We start from the raw sequence: 21,771 nt of genomic DNA on the forward strand, positions 1-21,771 counted from the left end.
CCATATCTCCAACTAAACTGATAAAATTCCAAAAAATGAACAAATTAAAGCTATTATAATGATTAAGAAAATAACCTGGATTACCGATAATTTTTTAGAAGCTAATAATTTATAAACTAAAAATGTTAATCCTACTGGTAATAACGCTGGCATTATTTGATCTAAGATGCCTGATTGAATAGCTAGTTCTACTTCTCCTGATTGATAAACAAGACCTACTGTAACTTTAACAACCGATGGAATTAAGGCCCCGATAACTGTTAATCCCATGATTGATGCTGCTTCTGTAAAAACTGATAATTTATCACCTAATTTAGTAATCAGCTTTAATCCTGAATCATAACCTAAATGAAATAATTTAATTCTAAAAACAAAGAATACCAAATTCAATAATAACCAAATAACAGCACCGGTCGGATTACCTTCTAAGCCCATATAAGCTGCAATTGAGCCCATGATTGTTGGATATAATACCCAGATAAGAGTATCACCAATACCTGCTAGCGGTCCCATCATTCCTGTTTTAAAATTTTGTACTGTATCGATTGCTTTTATCCCATCTTTTTCTTCCATCGCTACACTGGCACCTAATAAAATATTTCCCATCCAGGTCGTTGTATTAAAATATTTATAATGATTATTTAATGAAGCAATATATTCTTCATCATTTTGATAAATTTTTCTAAGTACCTTCTCTAAACCAAATACAACAGCTGGTCCCTGCTGATTTTCATAATTAAATACGTTACATGCCATAAACATATAACGAATAGCTGCTTTAGTTAAATCTTTCTTTTCTACTTTATTACTCATCCCAATCATCTCCTTCTTCAAATGTAACATTTTCATTTGTTGATAACTTTTTACTTTCAGTTGTGAAAAAGTAATATGCTAATGCTAAACCAATAATTGAAACCCCAAACATTGGAACATTTAAATATGCAGAAAAGACAAATCCAATCATAAGCATTGATAAATACTTTTTAGCTGGCATTACTTGTAATAATAACGCAATCCCAACAACAGGTAACATATTACCAGCAATTGATAAGCCATTTGTAAACCATTCTGGTACTGCTGTTAAAATTGTATTGACGATCGTATCACCAAACAATACACATAACGTCGTTGGAATACCTGTAGATAATGCAAAAATAGCAGGTCCTATCCATAAAATATGATTCATTTTCTTAAATTTCATTTCATTACATGCTCTTTGTGCTGCATGAGTTACATATGTATTCAATAATTTAGCAAATACGTCTAACTGAATTCCCAGCATTCCAACCGGCACCCCTACTGCCAAAGCTACTGCCTTTGCTTGTTCAATATCATTTGTTGTTTTACAAGCAACATATACGCCCACTAAAGAAGCAAGTCCCCAGTTAGGAACTGATGAACCGCCAATATTGGCAACACCTAAATTCATTAATTGAAATGTTCCCCCGATAACCATAGCTGTTTGCATATCCTGCATAATTAATCCTGCAAAAAAAGCTACCATGATTGGAAACCATGTCGTTATAACTAAACCTTGTTGATCAATAACCATCCACATCGATAATAGGATGATCAAAATACCCTGTATTATTTCCATATTTTTATCCTGCTTTCTTATTTAATGTATGTTTCTAATGTCTCTTCAGTTTCACTTGGCACATAGTGAAATGTAACTGGAATATTCATTGATGCTAATTTCTTAAAATCATTAACTTCTGTTTCATCAACAGATACCATTTTTTTTACTGTCCTTTTTCCTTCACCATCAAACATGATTCCAATATTAACTTTAGGAATAACAACCCCATTTTCTGCTAATTTAACTAATGTTGAAGGTTCCCGTACGATCATAAAGACATTATGATTATCATACTTTCCAGCCTTAAAGTTTTTGATTGCGGTCTCTGTATCGATAATTGACATTCCTGTTCCTGCTGGTTTGGACATTCTCATTGCAGCTTTTTGAATGTCATCTTTACTCACCTCATCATCAACAACCATTAATCTTTTTGCTTTTGTAGCTCCTGCCCATTGGGTAACTACGATTCCGTGAATTAATCTTTGATCTACTCTTGCTAATACTAAACTCATTTTTTATATCCTCCTTGTCCTTTGACGTAACTTAGTTTATCTATTTTTGTAAACACTTTCAATGGGTTGGGACGTTTATGGAACTGGTTCCGAAAAAATGAAAATAGTGTCATAAATACGGAAATTTTCTCAAAAAAATAAGCATATATATAATATGCTTAAAATAAACTAGTCTGTAATGATCCAGATATTATTTTTAGTGGTAAAGGTTTTACTTTTAATAAATATTTATAATCATTACTCTTGAGCCAGATATTTTTTTGTTGATAATTAAAGATCAAGGGCATTCGCTGATGAATTCCTTCCATACTTTCATTAGCATCTGTAGTAATGATTGCGACTTCTTTTTGACCATTAACAATGCGATATAGTCCTGCCATCATCATTAACTGGCCATTTTCATTTTCAAAAGTAAATTTATGTTTGTGAATATCCCACTCATAAAAACCATTAGCAGGAATGATACAGCGATGATTGATAATATCTTTTTTAAATAAAGATTTTTCTTGGATCGTTTCTTGACGGGCATTGATAACCAGCTTATTATCAAATATCTTGTATCCCCATCTTGCTTTAGATCCAATTAATTTATCGTTGTTATTTTCAATTATAAAAATATTATCGCTAGGATAGTAATCTATCTTATCTTTTAATGCCAGTTCGAAAGGATAATCAATTTTATCCTCTAGTTCCATTAATGCTTTTAATTCTAAAAAATATCTACTGCACATCGCAATTAACACTTCCTTTAAAATATCTATTTATTGTAACAAAAACAATTTAATTCATGATCATTAACAATTCCTACCGCCTGCAAATATGAATAGATCGTTATCGATCCTACAAAACTCATACCTCTTTTTTTCAAATCATTAGAGATCTCATCCGATAATTTTGATGTAGTTTTGAAATTATCGTCAATATTTTTGATGATTTGATTATTACTAAAACCCCAAATATATTTAGAAAAACTACCAAATTCATTTTGAATATCCATAAAAATTTTAGCATTTTTAATTGCTGCAGCAATTTTTCTTTTACTCCTAATTATTTTTTCATTATTTAATAACTCAGTTACCTTTGTTTCATCATATCGAGCAATCTTTTTTACATCAAATTGATCGAATGCCTCTTTAAACGCTTCACGTTTTTTTAAGATCGTTATCCAAGATAAACCAGCTTGGAAAGTCTCCAATAAAAACATTTCATATAATTTTTCATCATCATAAACAGGTCTTCCCCATTCATGATCATGATAATCTTTATATATCTCTGATTTTTCATCTACCCAAGTACATCTTTTAACCATTTTACTTTCTCCTCGTTTATATTATTCATTAGATATTTCTAATTTATCATCAAGTATCGTAACCCAAAAAGCATCACTATCATCAAAATCATTATTTTTAAATGGATATGAAGGAATGATCTTACTATTCATCGAAACATATATATTATGTAACACATTATTTTCTTCTGATGCATCGTATTCAACTAAAATAAAACATTTCTTAGAATTATTACGTCCAAAATATGTTTCATAAACGGTAATAGCTTCAGTTTTAAAAAAATCTGTTTCTTTCTTTTGCGATGAAGTAGTTTGGTATATTTTATCATTTTCAGGATCTTGATACGCGATTTTATAACTGTACATCCCATTAATATTAGCTAAACCTATATTTAACTGCTGGCAATAAATTTCATCTTTTAAATCATCGATTACTAGATAATTATAATACTTATTATCATCTTTAAATAAATATGCTTGAACATTCGCTACTTTATTACCTTTTTTATCATATCAAACAGCTTCTTGATAATCTAATGCTGTATCAGGATCAAATCTTAGCCACTCTTTATTAGTTTCATAATGATAATAAGTTGTAACACTTATAAATGTCATGACTAAACATAAGGCTATTGTAACTACAGAATATCCTAAACCTAATTTAACTGAAGTTATTCTAACCTCAGAAACACTGATATTATTATTTTCAATAATCGTTTTCTTCACTTTTTCAAAATGATAGATCATGAAAATAAAACAGCCCATAATTATCACTACTAACAACCAGGATGCTTTTATCCCTAGTAAATAAGCTAAAAATGCTATCAATAAACTAATTAAATAATATATCAAGATCCTTTTTATATGATGTTTATCTTCTAAAAAATCATAAAACCCCCTAATCATAAATAATATTCTACTTATACCAATAAATATCAAAATATATTTAAGAGCAAACACTTGATATGGCGTTGCCTTTAAAACTAAATCAAGCATATTAACAATTATAAAAACCAAAGCAAAATAATATGCAAATCTAAACGATCTATTAATATCTTTGATCATTCTGATCGCTAAATAAAAAAACAAGCCTGATATCAATGATATAATACTAGAAATTATCTCAAATTTAATATCAATAAACGATAAAATAAATCCGGCTATAACCCATTTAAAAATCCAACTAATATCTTTATCCCTTTTATTAACTGCTTCCATAATTTTCCCTCCCTAACTTACTAACTATATCTTATCATTTAAATATACATCGATACAACATTTAAAGATGCGCAAATCAAAAAATCATATTCGCTTGAATATGATCTTTTCTAAATTATTTTTGTCGAACATTCTTCTAAATTAATCACTTCATCAACAATCGGTAAATAAAACTCTGGTTCATGACTAACTAGAATAACCGCCCCTTTAAAAGCTTTAATAGCACTTTGTAATGCTTCTTTAGCATCAACATCTAAATGATTAGTCGGTTCATCGAGCACCAAAACATTAGCCTCTCGATTCATGATCTTACAAAGACGAACTTTAGCATTCTCTCCACCAGACAATACTTTCATTAATGATTCAATATGTTCCCTCGTTAAAGCGCACTTAGCTAGCATCGATCTAATTTCACCATTATTACGATCTGGAAATTCTTCCCATAAATAATCTAATGCTGTCATCGAAACGATAGCCTCTTCCTGTTTAAAAAAACCAATTTCAACAAAAGGATCTTTTTCTACTGTGCCACTATAAGGCTCTTGCATCCCAACCAGTGTTTTTAATAATGTTGTTTTTCCTAAACCGTTGACACCTTTAACAGCAATCTTTTTATTTCTTTCAAAAACAAGATTTAGTGGCGTAGTTAAAGGACTATCATAGCCAATTACTAGATCTTTACATTCAAATAATACTTTGCCTGGAGTCCTCGCTTCCATAAATGAAAATAACGGTTTTATTTTTTCTTTTGGCTTTGAAATCAAATCCATTTTGTCCAATTTCTTTTGTCTTGAACTAGCCATATTTCGAGTAGCTACTCGCGCTTTATTTCTTGCGATAAAATCTTCAAGATCAGCTATTTCTTTTTGTTGTTTTTGATAACTTGCTGCTTGTTGTCTCTTTTTTAGTTCCGCCTGCTCTAAATAATAATCATAATCACCCTTATATCGTGTCAATACCCCATCTTCTAAATGATAAATAACATTTATGACCTGGTTTAAAAAACTAATATCATGACTAACTAAAATAAAAGCATTATCATAATTTCTTAAAAAATTAATTAACCAGTTAACATGCTGTTCATCTAGATAATTAGTTGGCTCATCAAGAATTAGAATCATTGGATTTTCTAATAATAGTTTTGTTAGTAAAACTTTTGAACGCTGTCCCCCGGATAAAGCATCAACTGGTTTATCTAAACCAATATCATTTAAACCTAAACCACCTGCAACCTCCTTGATCTTTACATCAATGGTATAAAAACCACCATGATCTAAAATTTCCTGAATCTCACCAACTTCTTCCATTAATTTATTCATCATTATATCATCACAATCTGCCATCTGTTCATACATTGCCAGCATTTCCTGCTCTAGATCATAATAATATCTAAAAGCATCTTGTAATACTTGATAAATCGTTTGTCCTGGTTTTAAAACTGTATGCTGGTCCAAATAACCAGTTGTAATCCGTTTACACCACTCTACCTTTCCCGAATCGGGAATGATTTTACCAGTAATAATATTAAGAAATGTTGACTTACCTTCACCATTAGCCCCAACTAAGCCAATGTGTTCACCATTTAACAACCTAAAACTGGCATTTTCTAATATTGTCCGTCCGCCAAAATCATGACTAACATTTTCTACATTTAATATGCTCATTTTTCTCTCCTGCTTACATTATTTAATAACAATCCCAATTATATAATACTTTTGAAAAATCTTTATCTTTCAAATCAGCTTCTGTGATAAAAAAATTACAAATGCCACTATCGCCCCACATGATTTCTTTATCTGCAACACCAATACTGTCAATTTGCAATAACAAAATATATTGACTGTAACTAACCATACTTCGTGGATCTACTTGAGTAAAAGCTGGGTATCCAAATAATTTATGCCCGAATCCACTATTTTCATTAAACTCATCTTCTGACAATATTTCCTCTGGTAAATCGTAATATGATTCAATTAAATTATTGGGATAAAAATGATTCCACTTATTAGTAAACAATTGATCAAATTTATAATCACCTTGACAAATTCCTTCTTTACTACTAACAAAATTTAATTTAAAAGTATCTTCTATCGGAAAATAACCTTCTTTATCAGGTGAATATTTTTCGATGATTTCTGTTTCTCTAACACGATAATCGATTTCTGGATAATAGATAACACGACTCTCTTTTTGAGAAGTCATATCATCAAAATCCAAACCATATAAATCATTATCCAAAGCCCAAAACTGTAACATTCCTTTATGTAGATCATATTTATTTTTTGGTAATTCCTCTAAATTTATTTGTCCAATCAGTTTTAATTGCTGATTATTATCACTGACTGGCACTAAATCTTTTTTTCCTAAATATGGCAGTCCACCAAACTTACTAGTAAAAATACTACAATCATCAATACTTAAATTTATCTTAATAACATCTTTAATTGTTTCCTGATTTAAACTAGTCATTACTTTTAAAACCATTTCTTTAGTAATTTTATTTTTTCTTTTAAACATAAACTATCCCCTTTAAATTAATCATAAATCTTGTCACTTTTAATCTTAACATGAATCTTGCCCCATATCTAAGTACTTTATTATTTATCAATCAATGAAGCATAAAAAGCTGTCATTAAGACTATTGACCCACCAAAAACTTCTTTCATACTAGGCATTTCATGTAATAAAATCAACGCTAGAACGATACTATAGACACTTTCCATTCCCGAAATTATACTTGCTGTATGGACTTTTATTTTTTTCAAACTACTAATATATATACTATGAGCTATCGCTGTACAAACAATCCCCAAAAAAACAAGTGCTAAAAAATCAACTATTGTTAAATTTATTTTTACAATAAATAAAGATGGTAATAATACAAATGCTGCTACACCTTGTTCATATAAACAGATCGTTTTACCATCATAAGATTTAGAAAAATATCGATTTATTAAGCAGAGTAAAGCATAACTCAGTGATCCTATCATGCCAATTACTATTGCTGATGTCATTTGATTTTTTAAACTAAACTCAGGAATCGTTATTAATATTCCTAAAAGCATTACAATAGCAACAATAATATTTTTTAGCTTTAATTTTTCTTTATAAAAAAAGGGTTCTAAAAAAGTTACAAAAAGCGGAAAAGTTGAAAAAGTAATTGTCCCAACAGCAACAGTTGCCATTTCAATAGCCTGAAGAAATGTAAACCAGTGAATTGCCATTATTACACCTGCTAGACCAATTAAACAATAATCATTTCTACTATTTAGTAAAATGTTTTCTTTTTTTATTAACATGACGATCAATAAAAAGACGGCTGAAAAAAATGCCCGTGCAAACGTAATGAAAATTGCAGGTAGTCCTACAAATTTACCAATTACTCCAGCTAGACCAAATAACATTACAGCTGCATGTAATGAAAAAATTTCTTTGTTTTTCATTTTATCACTCCAGTTATTACTTATGATAACTATTTAAAATACTTTTGACAAGAAAAGATCTTAATAAACACTTACTAAGATCTTCAAAATTATTTAGATAACATACAAAATAATACATAAAAAATGTAATACACTACCTAATAAAATCCATAAATGCCAAATACTATGCATATAGCGATGTTTGTTTTGAAGTCCGTAAAAAACCGTTCCAATTGTATATGCAACACCACCCAATACTAATAACCAAATACCATTATATCCGATTGCTTCAGGTAAAAGATTAATTTTAAAAATAATGCACCAGCCCATTGCCAGATAACAAATCATCGAAAATTTTTGATTACTTTCAATATCAATAGCATTCAAAACAATTCCTAAAACTGTACAACCCCAAACAATCGCAAAAATAGTCCAAGCCCAGAATTCATCGATCGGTCTAATTGAACATAATAATACTGGTGTATAAGTTCCAGCAATTAAAACAAAGATCGAACAATGATCCATAATTTGAAAAACTTTTTTACTTTTAGTATTTGGTGATAATCCATGATAAATACTGCTCATCGTATATAAAAGAATCATTGAAACACCATAAATAATTCCTGATCCAATTCCATACCCATTACCTCTAATAGCACCAAAAACAATACACAATACTAATACTGCTATCCCAAAAACGCCACCAACAATATGTGTAACCATATTAAATATTTCTTCACCACGGGTATATACTGGTAAAACACGATCATCTAATTTTATTCGCTTCATTAAATACCTCCACTCTATAACTATGTATATATTCCTATTCCATCATAAATTCATATATTAATAAAACAAAAATCTATTATATCCAGGAATATTATTACTAGCTCATTATATAAAAGCTGATCAATAATTTTTATTCCTATCAAATAATATTTTTTTTATCTCTTTTCTTACCTCATTTAAATCTTCATTACATAATAATGGTAACAATTCAACAAGCTCTTCAGGTGTAGAATCCCACCAGTTCAATTTTTCTAATAATTCAATTAATTCATCAAAACGTTTTTTTATCAAACGAGCTGGATTGCCACCTACTACACAATATGGCGCAACATCTTTAGTCACGATTGAGTGTGCTGCAATAATCGCACCATTTCCAATCTTAACACCTGGCATAATTGTACTTTTTCTTCCGATCCAAACATCATTTTCAATCACTATATCTCCTTTAAATGGTAATTGTTTTAAATGAGGTGGTGTTTTTTGAGCCCAAATTCCCCCAAACACATTAAAAGGGTATGTTGAAATACTGCTAATTCGATGATTAGCACTACCCATTATAAATTGAGTTCCACAAGCAATCGAACAAAACTTGCCAATTATCAATTTATCACCAAATTCCGGCCAATTGAAAAGAACATTATTTTTTTCAAAACCCGTTGGATCAACTGGATCATCATAATATGTATAATCACCAATAAAAATATTGGGAGCTGTAATTACGTTTTTTATATAACATGATGTCTTATATTCATTTGGAAAAACATCATTAGGATTAGGGATATTATTCATTCTTATTCACTCCTTTTTTATCTCACATCCTTTCACCTATTATTACCGTAGCAACTGCTCTAATTATTTGAATCTTTTTCATTCACATACCTCCAGTTACATTTAAATCAAGATTCCTTGACAATGATCTATTTCATGTTGAATTATTTGTGCCAAATAATCTTGAAATGTTTTTATTTTCTTTTTAAAATTCTCGTCAAAATAAACAATTTTTATTTTTTCATACCGTTTAGTTTTTTTAACCCCCTGATGTGATAAACAACCTTCCTCGGTTTCATAAAATCGTCCTGATGTTTTTAATACTATGGGATTGATCATTACTAAATATTTACCGTTATCATTAACTACAATGATATTTTTGTTTACCCCAATCATATTGGCAGCCATCCCCACGCACTCTTGTTCATGAGCTTTTATTGTATCCAACAAATCTTGAACAACTGGTAAATCTTCTGGTGTTGCCAAAATTGATTTTTGACTTAAACTAAATTGATCTGTAACTATATCTCTAATCATATTTCCTCCAATTTTGTCTTTAAAATATTTTATATAATTCAAACTCTTTTTTATTTTATCATTTTATCATCTTATTATAAAGGACTGAAGCATTTAGCACCAGTCCTTTATTAAATATCATTCATTTTAATACATGTCTCGACTATTTCCTAGGAAATTTTCGATAAACTGTTATCCTTATTTTTACACTTCTATTAATCTACTGCTTTTAATTCATAACTAAAACCATATTTAAGAATATAATCTTCTAGAGTCCAATCATTATCATAAATGATCTTTGCCGCTTTTTTACCTACATAACGAAAATGCCACGGTTCATTAGCCATTCCTGTAAGCGATGCTTTGTTTTTAGGATAACGCAAAATAAAACCATACTTATATGCATTTTTTACAACCCATTTATATTCTTCAGTATCTCCAAAAACTAATTTTTCTTTGTCAATAACACTTTAACTAGTTAAATCTACTCCTAATTGATGTTCACTTGACCCTGGCTTTGAAACTAATCCAGATGCTGTAATAGCATCATATTTTTTAAAATATTCATCATATATTTTAGTTTGACTTTCATATGAGCGATATCCACTATTTAAAACTAAGTGATAATCTTCATCCAAAGCGTCTTGATACATTTGTTCTAGTGCTTTTGCAGCATCTTTTCTTAATTTTTTATTTTCTGTATCAGGAGCAATAGAAATATTAGGTTCTACTAAATCTTGAAGCTCATAATCTTTAGGTAAAACAAACCCTTTTTTTATTAAAACTAAAGTATTTTCAGGCTCTAATATCTCATATTCTTTAGTTACCTTATTTTTAGCATCAATAAAAGGATAAGTCGTTGATAAAACTGCTGAAACTGGTTCTTTACCGGATGTTATGTATTCATTAATATTTTTAAAAGACATTCCTTTTACATCCAAATATGGTTTTATTTTTGCGTAAGAATATTTATTATCAATAATCATTTTAAAATCTTCTATATCTGCAATTTTCATCAGCTCTATCATTTCTTCATAGCTATATTTAAGTTTTTTTAATTGTTGATAACAATCTTGATAAAACGTATCAATATTTTTGATAATATCTTTTTTTAACAAATCTTTTTTATAGTTTTTATAAGTTTGATATTCTAAGTAATGATGATGATTAGAAAATTCATCCCATTCACTAATAGTTATTAATTCATCAGTTTCTAAAATACGCTTAACATCTTCTTCATCAAGATTTAAAATAATACTTTGTTCACTAAAATTATAGCCTTTTATCATTAATATAATTCGATCATAATTAAAAATCGCAATGATCGATAAAATAACAACGACAGCTAATATTGCAATAATAACTTCATACGATAATCTTTTTTTCTTTTTATGTAACATCTTTTTTTTCAAAATCCTTTCCCTCCTACATACACTTTTAGTAAACGATTCCCTATCTGACTTAATATTTCATTACTTATAGTTTTTGCTGCCTGTGCTAATTCTTCAATACGTATTTCATTGTGACCATCATTACCAACAATTATTACTATCTCATTATTATCAAGATCATTTACCTCAATGACATCTACTAACATTTGATCCATACATATACGTCCAATGATTGGACATTTTATTCCTTCGTCTATTGTCGCAACTGCATATGCTTTAATACCTAATTTCTGACACTGCTTCGCTATGACTGCTAAACCATGACCATATCCATCAGTTATAACAACCGCCATTAATGATGTTTCTCTATGGAGCAGTGCTAATAATTTATTAAGATTATAACTAGGGGCATCTAAATCAATTTCTAGCCAGCTGCGACTAGTCAATGTATCTATCATAAGTTTTTCCTTTCATAATAAAATCTTTAATTAATGAATAACTTTTTTATACATATGACTGCCAGATAATAATAATGAATCCATCTTGATTATTACCTGATATCTGGTATTTTCTTTTATTGCTTAAATATAATCGTGTTTTGCTACTCAATGCACAAACAAAAAAGACTTCAATAATTTTATTTTTATATTGAAAAATGTAGGGATTATAAATAGAATACTTTTTAATCTTGGCATGGTATGTTTCCAAACTCCATTGTTTTTGATTAATAAGATACGCTGGAATAGTTCCAACATAACGAAAACATTCTTGTTTAATATGATTTGAAACATTTTTTAAACTTCGTTCAATAAAACCATGATTATACATTTTGTGCTTTAAATCTAGATATGTATTTAAATCACTACAAACTATATCATAGCATAATCCTGTTTGATATTCACTAATATTACTAGTAGCATCTAAACCTTTAATTAAGCTAATTTTAGGATCATTATTAAGCTCTTTAAATATTTTATTTATCTTCGTTATTACCCTTTTTTCTAAAACAATTTTTTGATAAGAATCTATTTCAATACAATATTCTTTTGGTAAAGGGTAATCTTGATTTACAAGAATTTGTGTCCCTTGAAAGATCTGCTCTTTATTCAGTACAATCGTTTCCATCTTTAAGTCCCATTTCAATAATCCTATCTATCAGTTCAATAAAATCATAACCTATTCCTTTCATCATTTGGGGAAAACGACTGTGTGTAGTAAAACCGGGAATAGTATTAACTTCATTAAAATAGATTTCATTATTATTTGTTAAAAACATATCTACTCGTGCAGACCCTTGACAACCTAACGTACGATAAATGAGCATTGCTGTATCTTGAATTTTTTTAGTTGTTAGCTCATCGATTCTTGCTGGCAAATGAATTTTTGAAGTTTTAAGTGTATACTTTTCATGATAATCAAAAAAACCATCAGCCAATTCTATCTCATCTACCAAACCTACTTCTAAAATATCTTTACCTATAATCGCACATCCTACTTTCCTCCCTAATATTGCTTCTTCAATAATTACTTCATTGTCATATTTAAAAGCATTATCAATTGCTGGTTTTAAATCCTGTATATCCAGCACTTTTGAAATACCATAAGACGAACCTGCTTTAACTGGTTTTACAAATAACGGAAATTGCAGGGTACTAATTGCCTTACTATAATCACTAGTATTTTTTATGACAATAGCATCAGCTACTTTTATCCCCTGATTTTTGACTAGTTCATGAGCTCTTTGCTTATCCATACATAATGCTGATGATAGTATTCCGCATCCAATCACCAGAATATTCGCTAATTGCATCAATCCTTAAACTGTTCCATCTTCACCATTTTTACCATGCAGAATAGGAAAAGCAACATCAAGATGACAATACTTAACTCTATTTACACTAATTTCCATTATTTCCTGACACTTTGGATTTAGACAAATACACACACTAATATTATTTTCTAAATACTAAGTATCATCCAAAATCTTATCAACAGTGCCTTGATAATAATACCATTTTCCCTCTCTAGTGATACCAATCATATACAATTCGTATTTATGATAAGAAAAATATTTTATCACTGTATTAGCTGATTGTAAAGAAACTTCGTATTCACTTAAATTCCCGCCAAATAAAACTGCTATTGTTTTTTTCTCCATATCATATCCTCTCTTCAAAAGAAAAACACTTTTATTTGATATCTATATGATATCTAAAATAAAAGTGCTATTTTTTAATATCTTCATATAAAAATATAACAAAATCCCCATTATTTTCTTACTTTTTTCTGATATTAGAAACAATTAATTACTATCTATTATTTGTTTAAATACTTCAAAATCATCTTCTTCAAATATATATTCATATATCAATTCCATTTGCTTTTCATTTAAACTCTCTACCCATTTGTGACAGTCTTGATGATACTGCTTTTCAAGCAATTTAATACATGTTTGTTTAAGCGTTTCTTTTTTCCCTATTTCAACTCCTTCTTCTCGTCCAATCTCAATACCCTGTTCAATCCCTTGTTCGATTCCTTCTTCGATCCTTTTGGCTGTCTTTTCTTCGCGCTCCATCTCTAAGGATTCGGTTCTAAGCTTCGCTAAAGCTAACTGGTTCGCTAATGACCATATCGGCTCATTACTTCTAAACTTGTCATACATCTTTATCACCATCTCCACGATATCTTCTTCTCTTTCCTTCATTATAGCAGGATATTCATTTTTTATAAACAAATAACATAATCTTTCTAGATCATTTAATCCTGCGATTCCTTTTTCTTTGATGATCTTATCGATATGTCTCATCTTGATAAAATAACGGTAATTAAGATTACCTTTTTCCACCTCTCCCAGATCATCTCGAAACGCATAATCTTTGATCAAACGATCATCATCTTCATTGATAAAGATGATTTGATATACCGGTCTTAGCTGATGATATTTTTCACCGGTATCGATCTGTTCTACTAACAGTCTGGCCCCATAGAACTGAAAGCGGGTACTTTCGCTTTTACTATTGCCGGCCATCTGCATTTCAATATCAATAATTCGGCCCTTTTCATCAACCGCACAGATATCGAGGATGATATTTTTAGCGAGGACCGTATTTTGATTGATTTCCGGATTTTTAACGATCATTTGTTGGCAGTCAAGATGAGTGACGGATTTAACGATAAACTTTCTCAGTTTTATAGATTCTAAAGTATCTCTGGAAAGCAGATATTTAAAGAACAGGTCATTACTAAAGCGAACATTATTATTATCAATAACAGTTTTTTCATGAATCATATTTTTTCCTCCTCATTATCTTTTACAAGATTATTAGAGAAATTACTTCTTTTTAATTCAAAATTATAAATTTTAATTAATATTTATTTGTTGTTAAAGTTTTTATAATAAACTAAATGTTAGTCTCTATTATAATTATTTATGTAATTATATTGAAAGTTTATTTTTGTTAATAAAATAGGATACTTCTCGTATCCTATACCAATTTTCGATTCATCCATTTACCACTTCTATATCGCCAAACAAAGAAAATGCAGCGCACTACCCAATCGATAAACATTGCAATCCAAACACCTAATAACCCTAGATTCATATATTGACCTAAAATATAACTAAAACATAATCTAAAAATCAGCATTGAAGCTGCAGATACTATCATTGTAAATTTAGCATCATTAGCTGCTCTTAAAACATTGGGAAAAGTAAATGATAAAGGCCAAATAGTGGCAGCAATGATTGCATGCAAAAAAATACATTGATATGCAAGATCAGTAGTTTTAGATGAAAGAGAATAAAAAGTTAAAATAGTAGGTGTAGCTATAACCAAAACACCAATTAAAACTACCATCGAAATATATGTGATCTTCATTAATTTTTTTACATAGTATTTTGCCTGCTTATAATCATCAGCACCAACACATTGTCCTATTACAGTAACCATGGCTAAAGACATTGCCATTCCTGGGATGATTTGCATTTGAGCTAAATTATTAGAAACAGCATTTGCTGCAATCGAATAAGTACCGAAGGTAGCGATCAAACTTTGCACTAAAATCTTACCAAATTGAAACATTCCATTTTCTAAACCCGAAGGAATTCCAATTTGTAGAATCTTTTTTATATACGTAAAATCAAATTTCCAATGCAAATAATCATCTATACAAATATCTAAATCTTTATGACTTAATGTTTTTAAAATAACACAGCATGCCACAGCTCTTGCAATTAATGTTGCTAAAACCGCACCAAAAACACCCCAATTTAATCCAAAAATAAATATTGCATTTAAAATGATATTAATTACATTCATTACTGCACTATTGATCATTGAAATCTTTGAATTACCAATTGCTCTAAACAAAGCAGCACCCGAATTATATAAAGCAATAAAAGGATATGACATGGCTGAAAACAAAAAATAGATTTCAGCATTTTTCATTACTTCAACTTCAACATTACCAAAAATTAAATGTAATAAAGAAGCATTAAAAAAGATTACAATAGCCATTATCACTAATGAAATTATAGCTGTAATTAAAATTAGCTGCTTAGCTGAATGTTTTGCCTTATCTACTGCCCCCTGTCCAATAAATTGAGCAGCTACTACAGCACCCCCAGTTCCTAAAGCCGAAAAAATATTGATCAGCAAAATATTTATACCATCAACTAATGAGACTGCAGATACAGCAGCCTCACCAACACTAGCCACCATTACAGTATCAAAAAAACCAACCATAATAATTAGTAACTGTTCTACAACGAGCGGTCCAATTAATTTTTTTAAATCTTTATTACTAAATAACATATATTTTCCCCCTATGCAAACATATTATACGCTTATCTATTTTGAATAGTAAACAATTTCTATTTTTGAAATACAAAATAAAAATATTTCTTAACTGCTTTAAACTATTAATTTAAATACTTTTAAGGGTACCCAATAAACCGGATACCCTTGTTATTTAATATTCACTAAGTTTTTATACTTAACACTGAACTTTCTTCTTTTTATTAATTTGAGATAAAGCTATCAGAGCAGATAACGCACCAATTGAAACAATCGGCATGATTGTAATAGTATCGCCAGTAGCGACACTTGCTGTTGTATCGCCTGCTTTGACTGGATTGCTAGTTTCTTTTATTTCTACTTGTAATCCCGCAATTGCTTTTGTTAAAACAGCTTTTATAGTATCTACTTGAGTCTGTGTTGCTTCTGGATCATCTAGTACTGTCTTGGCTTCATTTAAAACATCTGTCACTACCGCCCATGACTCAGCACTATAATTAGCAGCATTTAAACCATTGGCCTTATTGATCAATTCTTGTAATAAGTCTTTATTTGGTTTTAATCTTAAGTTCAAGAACGCTTTTACCAATTCTGTGTATACTTCATTAACTTCATCCTGCATTGCATTTTCGTCAGCTAAAACTGAATTTGCTTTATCCAATACTGGTAACATTGCCTGCCATGATGATTCGATATATTTACTTTCATCTAAGGCATTGATATCATCTACTTGTTTTTGTAATGCTGTTTTGTCACCTTTGTAGAATTCTAACATATGCATTGCATTTGCTAGTCGATCAAAAGCATTATCTACTTCTTCTTGAGTTGCATTAGTTTTTGCATATACTTCTTTAGCGTTTGTTAAAGCTTCATTAAATTCAGTTACTACGGCTGGTACGACATTTTCTAAACTTGCTTTTTCAGCCATTTCAATAGCAATTTGTAATAAATATTTATTAGCGCTATTTTTTAATTCTAATGCTACAAATGCATCAGTTAATTTATTGCATAACTCATCTAATTGCTCTTGTGATAATTCATTTGGATCTTGAATTGCATTATTTACATTCTGTCTCGCTTCTTCAAATACTAGCCAGCTTGCTTTAGTATATAATTCACTATTTAAATCATTATAACTTTCTAATAAATGTTGAGCTTCTGTAATATCAGCTCTTTTTAATAAATTATTTAATGCCTCATTAAGCGCATTTGCTGCTTCATCAATTTGTGGTTGGGTAATATAATCGGTATTAAAGATTTCTTTAGCATATTTTAATATTTCTAACATTGAATTATAAGTAGATACAGTATAATCATCTTTATTACGCTCATTTGCATCATTGATCACTTTTTCTAAATCATCCTTATCTACATCTATTACGGTATCTTCATTATAAAATAATTCAAATTCAAAAATTGATGGTCGTGATGCACTTGTAATATTTAATCTAATTTTTGAAGCTGTAATAGTATCAAACTGACTACCGAATTCATATCCATTCGTTACACCAGCAACAGCCATTTTTTCAGAATTATCAACATTATAAGTATGTCCAACAACCCAGTTTTCACCATTCCAGTACTCTATATTATAACTTGTGATATAATTATATGCTGCTTTATATTCTACGATTCTCGTTTGATTTACTGATACTTCTTCATCAAATGTTAATTCTAAAGTTGCACTAGTAATATCATTAGTTGTTGCCCAGCGTGTCAATAAAGAACCGTCGATTGCTTTAATTCCTGTAAAGTTTTCATTATAGACATTGCTTGCCACCGCATCAATTGCTGTAGATGCAATATTTTCTGGACCTGCAATTTCAATTTTTTCATTAACGATTTTGAAATTATCAAGTTTTCCGATAATACCACTACCTATTTTTTCTGTTGGCAATATCATTGATGTTGATAAATTCTTAGTAACATAACTTCCAAATTCTGTTCTTTTTCCAGCACTAATTAATTTATCATTTACATAAAGATTAGTACCATCTTTATCGGCAGTTATCATAATTTTTAACCATTTTTCTGTTTCCACTTCATAATCAAAAACATATGTATAACCATCTCGTTCATATCCTAATTTACCTGTATATTCACCAGCTTTATTTTTTTGATTAAGATTGATCTTACCATCGTTTCCTTCAAATAAAGCAGCATCTTTTGATGTATTTTCATCAATATAAATATCAAATGATACAGTAGCTGGAAAACCGATACTATCAAATGGCATCTGTAAATATGAATCTCCATCTAGTACTAAAGCATTTCCAGATATTCCCCTTGCTGTAGTAGAATTCAATATACCATTATAATCATTTCCACTAACATCTATTGCTTTATTATCATTAATTGTCTCAAAATCAATATCAACTACTGTCTCTGTCTTACTTTGAACATATCTAGCAGGATTACTTGTAGCACTTGGTCCTGTTTTTAATAAATATTCATAAGATGTTTTAAATTCATCATAAGACTGATCTTCAGTCTTTTCACCATACCAAGTACGCTCACCAATCAAAGCAATACCATATTTTAACCGATCAAAAATATCAAAATCACTAACGCCATCTAATAAGAATCCATCATCATTCCATAGTACCACTGATGCACCTCTTAATTGCGGATGTGAAATTGGTAATACTGCACCACCACTTCCACGAGTAGTAGTAATATCATTAACACTCCATTGATTATATAATTTTTCAATATTTAAATAATTATTATAGTTGTTATTTCCACCTGGAACAATATATAACCAAGATCCAGAACAATTAATAATTGGATTACCATTAGCAACTGTTTTTTTAACATCAGCCCAGTATGGAGCCCATAAATAATATGTTACTTCTTTGTTTTGCGGAGTTACATAGCCTTTAAAACCGGAACTTCCATCACTAGATGCCCATGCTCTTGCTTCATAACCACGATCTTGAATATACTCAGTATAATGATTAATATATTGCTGCATTGCTTCTGAATATATAGGTGCAGAATTATATTCATCTGTGCCAAAATGGAAAATTGGTGTTTGAATTACGGCATCTCCAGGAGCGTTTCCTATTAACTCTTGAGTTAACTCATCTACAAAATCAATTGTTGGCTGATGCAAAGTAACATTATTAACATCAGTTGAAGAATCGTCTAATATTTTTAAATGACGAACATCATACATATTATCATGCATTTCTGGAAGTAGAGAAAATACGGCACTATGAGCTGGTGTATCCAATTCTGTAACTACGCTAACTCCATATTTTGCTGCTTCTAATTGGTATTCAATATAATCTTCTTTTGAAATTTGATATGAATGACTACCAATATTTTTGTCATTTTCAATTCTAAATGATGATAATTCTTTTGCTTGTTGAATATTTTCTTCTGATCCTATTTCTGAGTTAGTAATTTTATCACCACGATCATCATTAATATGCATAACAATTTCATTTACTTTAAATAAAGGTAACATCTCTGTGATTTCTTTAATATAATCTAATTTAATTTCCGAACGTGCAATATCTAAAGCAATTGATCGTACTTCATATTTTGGATAATCATGTGCTGTCCCTTTAGGAATTGTTAATTCATCCAAATTTAAATATAATGCCTGTACAATTGTAACACCACCATAAAACACACCATTTAGTGTAGTTGAATCAATAGTGACATAATCATCAACAGTCATGATATATCCTTCATCGCCAAGAATTGCAACATCATCTTCATCTGTTAATGAAAGATAAATATCACCATCTTCAGGATTAGTTCCTTTTTTTACATCAATATCTAATCCTACTAATTTATTCAAATATCCTGATAAAATATTTGCCTGCACTTCTAAACTTTCATCATTATAAATAATCTTTGAATCTTTAGAAATAGAATAATTTCCATTTTCACTATGCCATTCTTGAATTGAAGGAATTACATTTGGAAATTCATTTTTACCACTATCTTCATATTTACCAGGAATATGAATTTTATTATCATTACTACTTATTGCAATATCATTTTCATCATTTTTATTAGTAACTTTATACATAATATGAACATCTTTATCAACTAAAGGCTGATAATAAATTCCATCTAAACTAATGATTGATTGATAATCCGAACCATAAATCTCCACATCAAAATTCTTAGTAATTGCTTCTGAAAAGATAATTTTTTCATTAGAATTTTCTGGTAATTCAAATCCCTCAGATTCTAATTTTGTAAGTGCCATCTTAGCCGTTTCGATTTCTGGTTCTAACATTGCATATCTATATGCTTCAATTTCAAATATGCTTCCACCATATTTATTATTATTGCTAGGATTCGTAAACATTTTTGTTTGGTTAACTTTTATATATCTTACTTCTTGAGGATCAAAAGCAATCTCACGCATATTTTCAACATTGATCATTGAATTATCTTTTACATCTAAAATTGTTGTATAATCATTACCATCTTTAGAAATTTCAACCGTATATTCTAAAGGCTCTCTGAAAAAATTAACATTTACTTGAGATAATATCTCTACTTCTTTTAAATCTACTATAATCCATTGATCATCTGTTTTATCAGCTGACCATCTAGTTGTTTCGTCACCATCTACTACTTTTTCTCCTACAAATTGAGGATATTTCCAACTATCGCCAACTTTTCCTCCTTCGACTCCCGAATATGATACATCTTTTGATAGAGCTAAATTTACATTGTCTTTTTGTGCTCCATTTATCTCAATTTCATAAATTGAATAGCCCCAACTAGCTTTCACTGGTTCATTACATTTAATACGTACATATCTTGCTGATGCATCGCTAATGAAAGCATCTTTTTCAATTGTTTGTTTTCCCCCTTTTGCATCAGTATTTACATATAGATCAGTAAAATTATTACCATCTAATGAAGTTTGTATTTGATATGATTTTGCATATGCACCTTCCCAAGAAATATAAATTCTTAATAAATCATATACATTTTGTAAATCAACAGTAATCCATTGTTCTACAGTCCCATCTTCTGAAGGTCCCTCATTTTCACCTAAACCAGTAGCCATCTTAGAACTCCAACGAGAACTTTCATCGTCATCAATTCCATCAACAGCCAGTGCCCCAACTAATTCTGAACGGGCAGGTCTTACACTCGATGTAATAACCGGCTTATTTAATGCAATATTTTCATATTCTTCAGCAGCATTGACTAAAACAATTTTTTGCGAAAAACATGATAACATCATTGAAAAAAGTAAAATAATTGATCAATGGTATTAAGTTAAGAGAAAATGAAAAATCATTGAATTAAGATAAGATGGTTGTTAAAGTAAAAACAGCCATCTTTTCTGTTATTCATAAATAAAAATATAAAAATATGGATTTTAGATATACTTAAAAAGAACTAGCATCTAGCTCAAAAAATTTTATTGTTATTCTAAAATAACGTGTTATAATAATTCATGTTAGGACGTTCTATAATTTAACGGTTGACATGATTTGGGTTTTATAGCA

The 21,771-nt window shown here is 29.6% G+C and carries 18 protein-coding genes and 2 pseudogenes; all 20 read right to left on the minus strand.

The features are described 5' to 3' along the window. Positions 1-12: 12 nt before the first annotated feature. On the minus strand, positions 13-813 hold the full coding sequence (locus BR82_RS0107120; protein ID WP_240474526.1) for a PTS system mannose/fructose/sorbose family transporter subunit IID: 801 nt from the start codon (positions 811-813) through the stop codon (positions 13-15). Next, complete coding sequence (locus tag BR82_RS0107125; RefSeq protein WP_027089620.1) at positions 806-1,597, minus strand: PTS mannose/fructose/sorbose/N-acetylgalactosamine transporter subunit IIC; 792 nt, start codon at positions 1,595-1,597, stop codon at positions 806-808. Before BR82_RS0107125 ends, BR82_RS0107120 begins: the two co-directional genes overlap by 8 nt. Before the next feature lie 17 nt (positions 1,598-1,614). Beyond that, on the minus strand, positions 1,615-2,091 hold the full coding sequence (locus BR82_RS0107130; protein WP_027089621.1) for a PTS sugar transporter subunit IIB: 477 nt from the start codon (positions 2,089-2,091) through the stop codon (positions 1,615-1,617). 158 nt (positions 2,092-2,249) lie between these two features. Continuing rightward, positions 2,250-2,822 (minus strand): SOS response-associated peptidase, encoded by a 573-nt coding sequence (locus BR82_RS0107135; RefSeq protein ID WP_027089622.1) that lies wholly within the window; start codon positions 2,820-2,822, stop codon positions 2,250-2,252. A 26-nt stretch (positions 2,823-2,848) separates the two neighbouring features. Continuing rightward, complete coding sequence (locus BR82_RS0107140) at positions 2,849-3,400, minus strand: DNA-3-methyladenine glycosylase I (RefSeq protein WP_027089623.1); 552 nt, start codon at positions 3,398-3,400, stop codon at positions 2,849-2,851. Between the two features lie 21 nt (positions 3,401-3,421). Next, the gene (locus tag BR82_RS0107145; RefSeq protein WP_027089624.1) at positions 3,422-3,745 is read right to left on the minus strand and encodes a hypothetical protein; all 324 of its coding nucleotides are present in this window, start codon (positions 3,743-3,745) and stop codon (positions 3,422-3,424) included. 147 nt (positions 3,746-3,892) lie between these two features. After that, the gene (locus BR82_RS0107150) at positions 3,893-4,597 is read right to left on the minus strand and encodes a hypothetical protein (RefSeq protein ID WP_027089625.1); all 705 of its coding nucleotides are present in this window, start codon (positions 4,595-4,597) and stop codon (positions 3,893-3,895) included. Positions 4,598-4,707: 110 nt separating this feature from the next. After that, the gene (locus tag BR82_RS0107155; protein WP_027089626.1) at positions 4,708-6,261 is read right to left on the minus strand and encodes an ABC-F family ATP-binding cassette domain-containing protein; all 1,554 of its coding nucleotides are present in this window, start codon (positions 6,259-6,261) and stop codon (positions 4,708-4,710) included. A 22-nt stretch (positions 6,262-6,283) separates the two neighbouring features. After that, entirely contained in the window at positions 6,284-7,114 is an 831-nt protein-coding gene (locus BR82_RS0107160) for a YwqG family protein (RefSeq protein WP_034864387.1), read from the minus strand. Between the two features lie 80 nt (positions 7,115-7,194). After that, complete coding sequence (locus BR82_RS0107165) at positions 7,195-8,040, minus strand: DMT family transporter (protein WP_027089628.1); 846 nt, start codon at positions 8,038-8,040, stop codon at positions 7,195-7,197. 93 nt (positions 8,041-8,133) lie between these two features. Further along, positions 8,134-8,808 (minus strand): PAQR family membrane homeostasis protein TrhA, encoded by a 675-nt coding sequence (gene trhA, locus BR82_RS0107170; protein ID WP_027089629.1) that lies wholly within the window; start codon positions 8,806-8,808, stop codon positions 8,134-8,136. A 120-nt stretch (positions 8,809-8,928) separates the two neighbouring features. Continuing rightward, the gene (locus BR82_RS0107175; protein WP_027089630.1) at positions 8,929-9,597 is read right to left on the minus strand and encodes a CatB-related O-acetyltransferase; all 669 of its coding nucleotides are present in this window, start codon (positions 9,595-9,597) and stop codon (positions 8,929-8,931) included. Between the two features lie 102 nt (positions 9,598-9,699). Next, on the minus strand, positions 9,700-10,113 hold the full coding sequence (locus BR82_RS0107180) for a peptide deformylase (protein ID WP_027089631.1): 414 nt from the start codon (positions 10,111-10,113) through the stop codon (positions 9,700-9,702). 194 nt (positions 10,114-10,307) lie between these two features. Next, positions 10,308-11,492, minus strand: a pseudogene (locus BR82_RS17880) (M15 family metallopeptidase). A gap of 8 nt (positions 11,493-11,500) precedes the next feature. Continuing rightward, entirely contained in the window at positions 11,501-11,941 is a 441-nt protein-coding gene (locus BR82_RS0107190) for an alanine racemase C-terminal domain-containing protein (RefSeq protein WP_027089632.1), read from the minus strand. A 46-nt stretch (positions 11,942-11,987) separates the two neighbouring features. Further along, the gene (locus BR82_RS0107195; RefSeq protein WP_027089633.1) at positions 11,988-12,608 is read right to left on the minus strand and encodes a M15 family metallopeptidase domain-containing protein; all 621 of its coding nucleotides are present in this window, start codon (positions 12,606-12,608) and stop codon (positions 11,988-11,990) included. Next, positions 12,586-13,641: pseudogene (locus BR82_RS15380) on the minus strand (D-alanine--D-alanine ligase family protein). The gene BR82_RS0107195 and the pseudogene BR82_RS15380 overlap by 23 nt, the downstream one beginning before the upstream one ends. 144 nt (positions 13,642-13,785) lie before the next feature. Continuing rightward, positions 13,786-14,772: a PD-(D/E)XK nuclease family transposase gene (locus BR82_RS0107205; protein WP_027089634.1), complete on the minus strand. Its 987-nt coding sequence runs from the start codon at positions 14,770-14,772 to the stop codon at positions 13,786-13,788. 196 nt (positions 14,773-14,968) lie between these two features. Beyond that, positions 14,969-16,297: an MATE family efflux transporter gene (locus tag BR82_RS0107210; protein ID WP_027089635.1), complete on the minus strand. Its 1,329-nt coding sequence runs from the start codon at positions 16,295-16,297 to the stop codon at positions 14,969-14,971. 181 nt (positions 16,298-16,478) lie between these two features. Further along, entirely contained in the window at positions 16,479-21,500 is a 5,022-nt protein-coding gene (locus BR82_RS0107215) for a discoidin domain-containing protein (RefSeq protein WP_161635126.1), read from the minus strand. Positions 21,501-21,771: the final 271 nt, after the last annotated feature.

Origin of the sequence: Thomasclavelia saccharogumia DSM 17460 (genome assembly GCF_000686665.1) — a bacterium.
Taxonomy (GTDB): domain Bacteria; phylum Bacillota_I; class Bacilli_A; order Erysipelotrichales; family Coprobacillaceae; genus Thomasclavelia; species Thomasclavelia saccharogumia.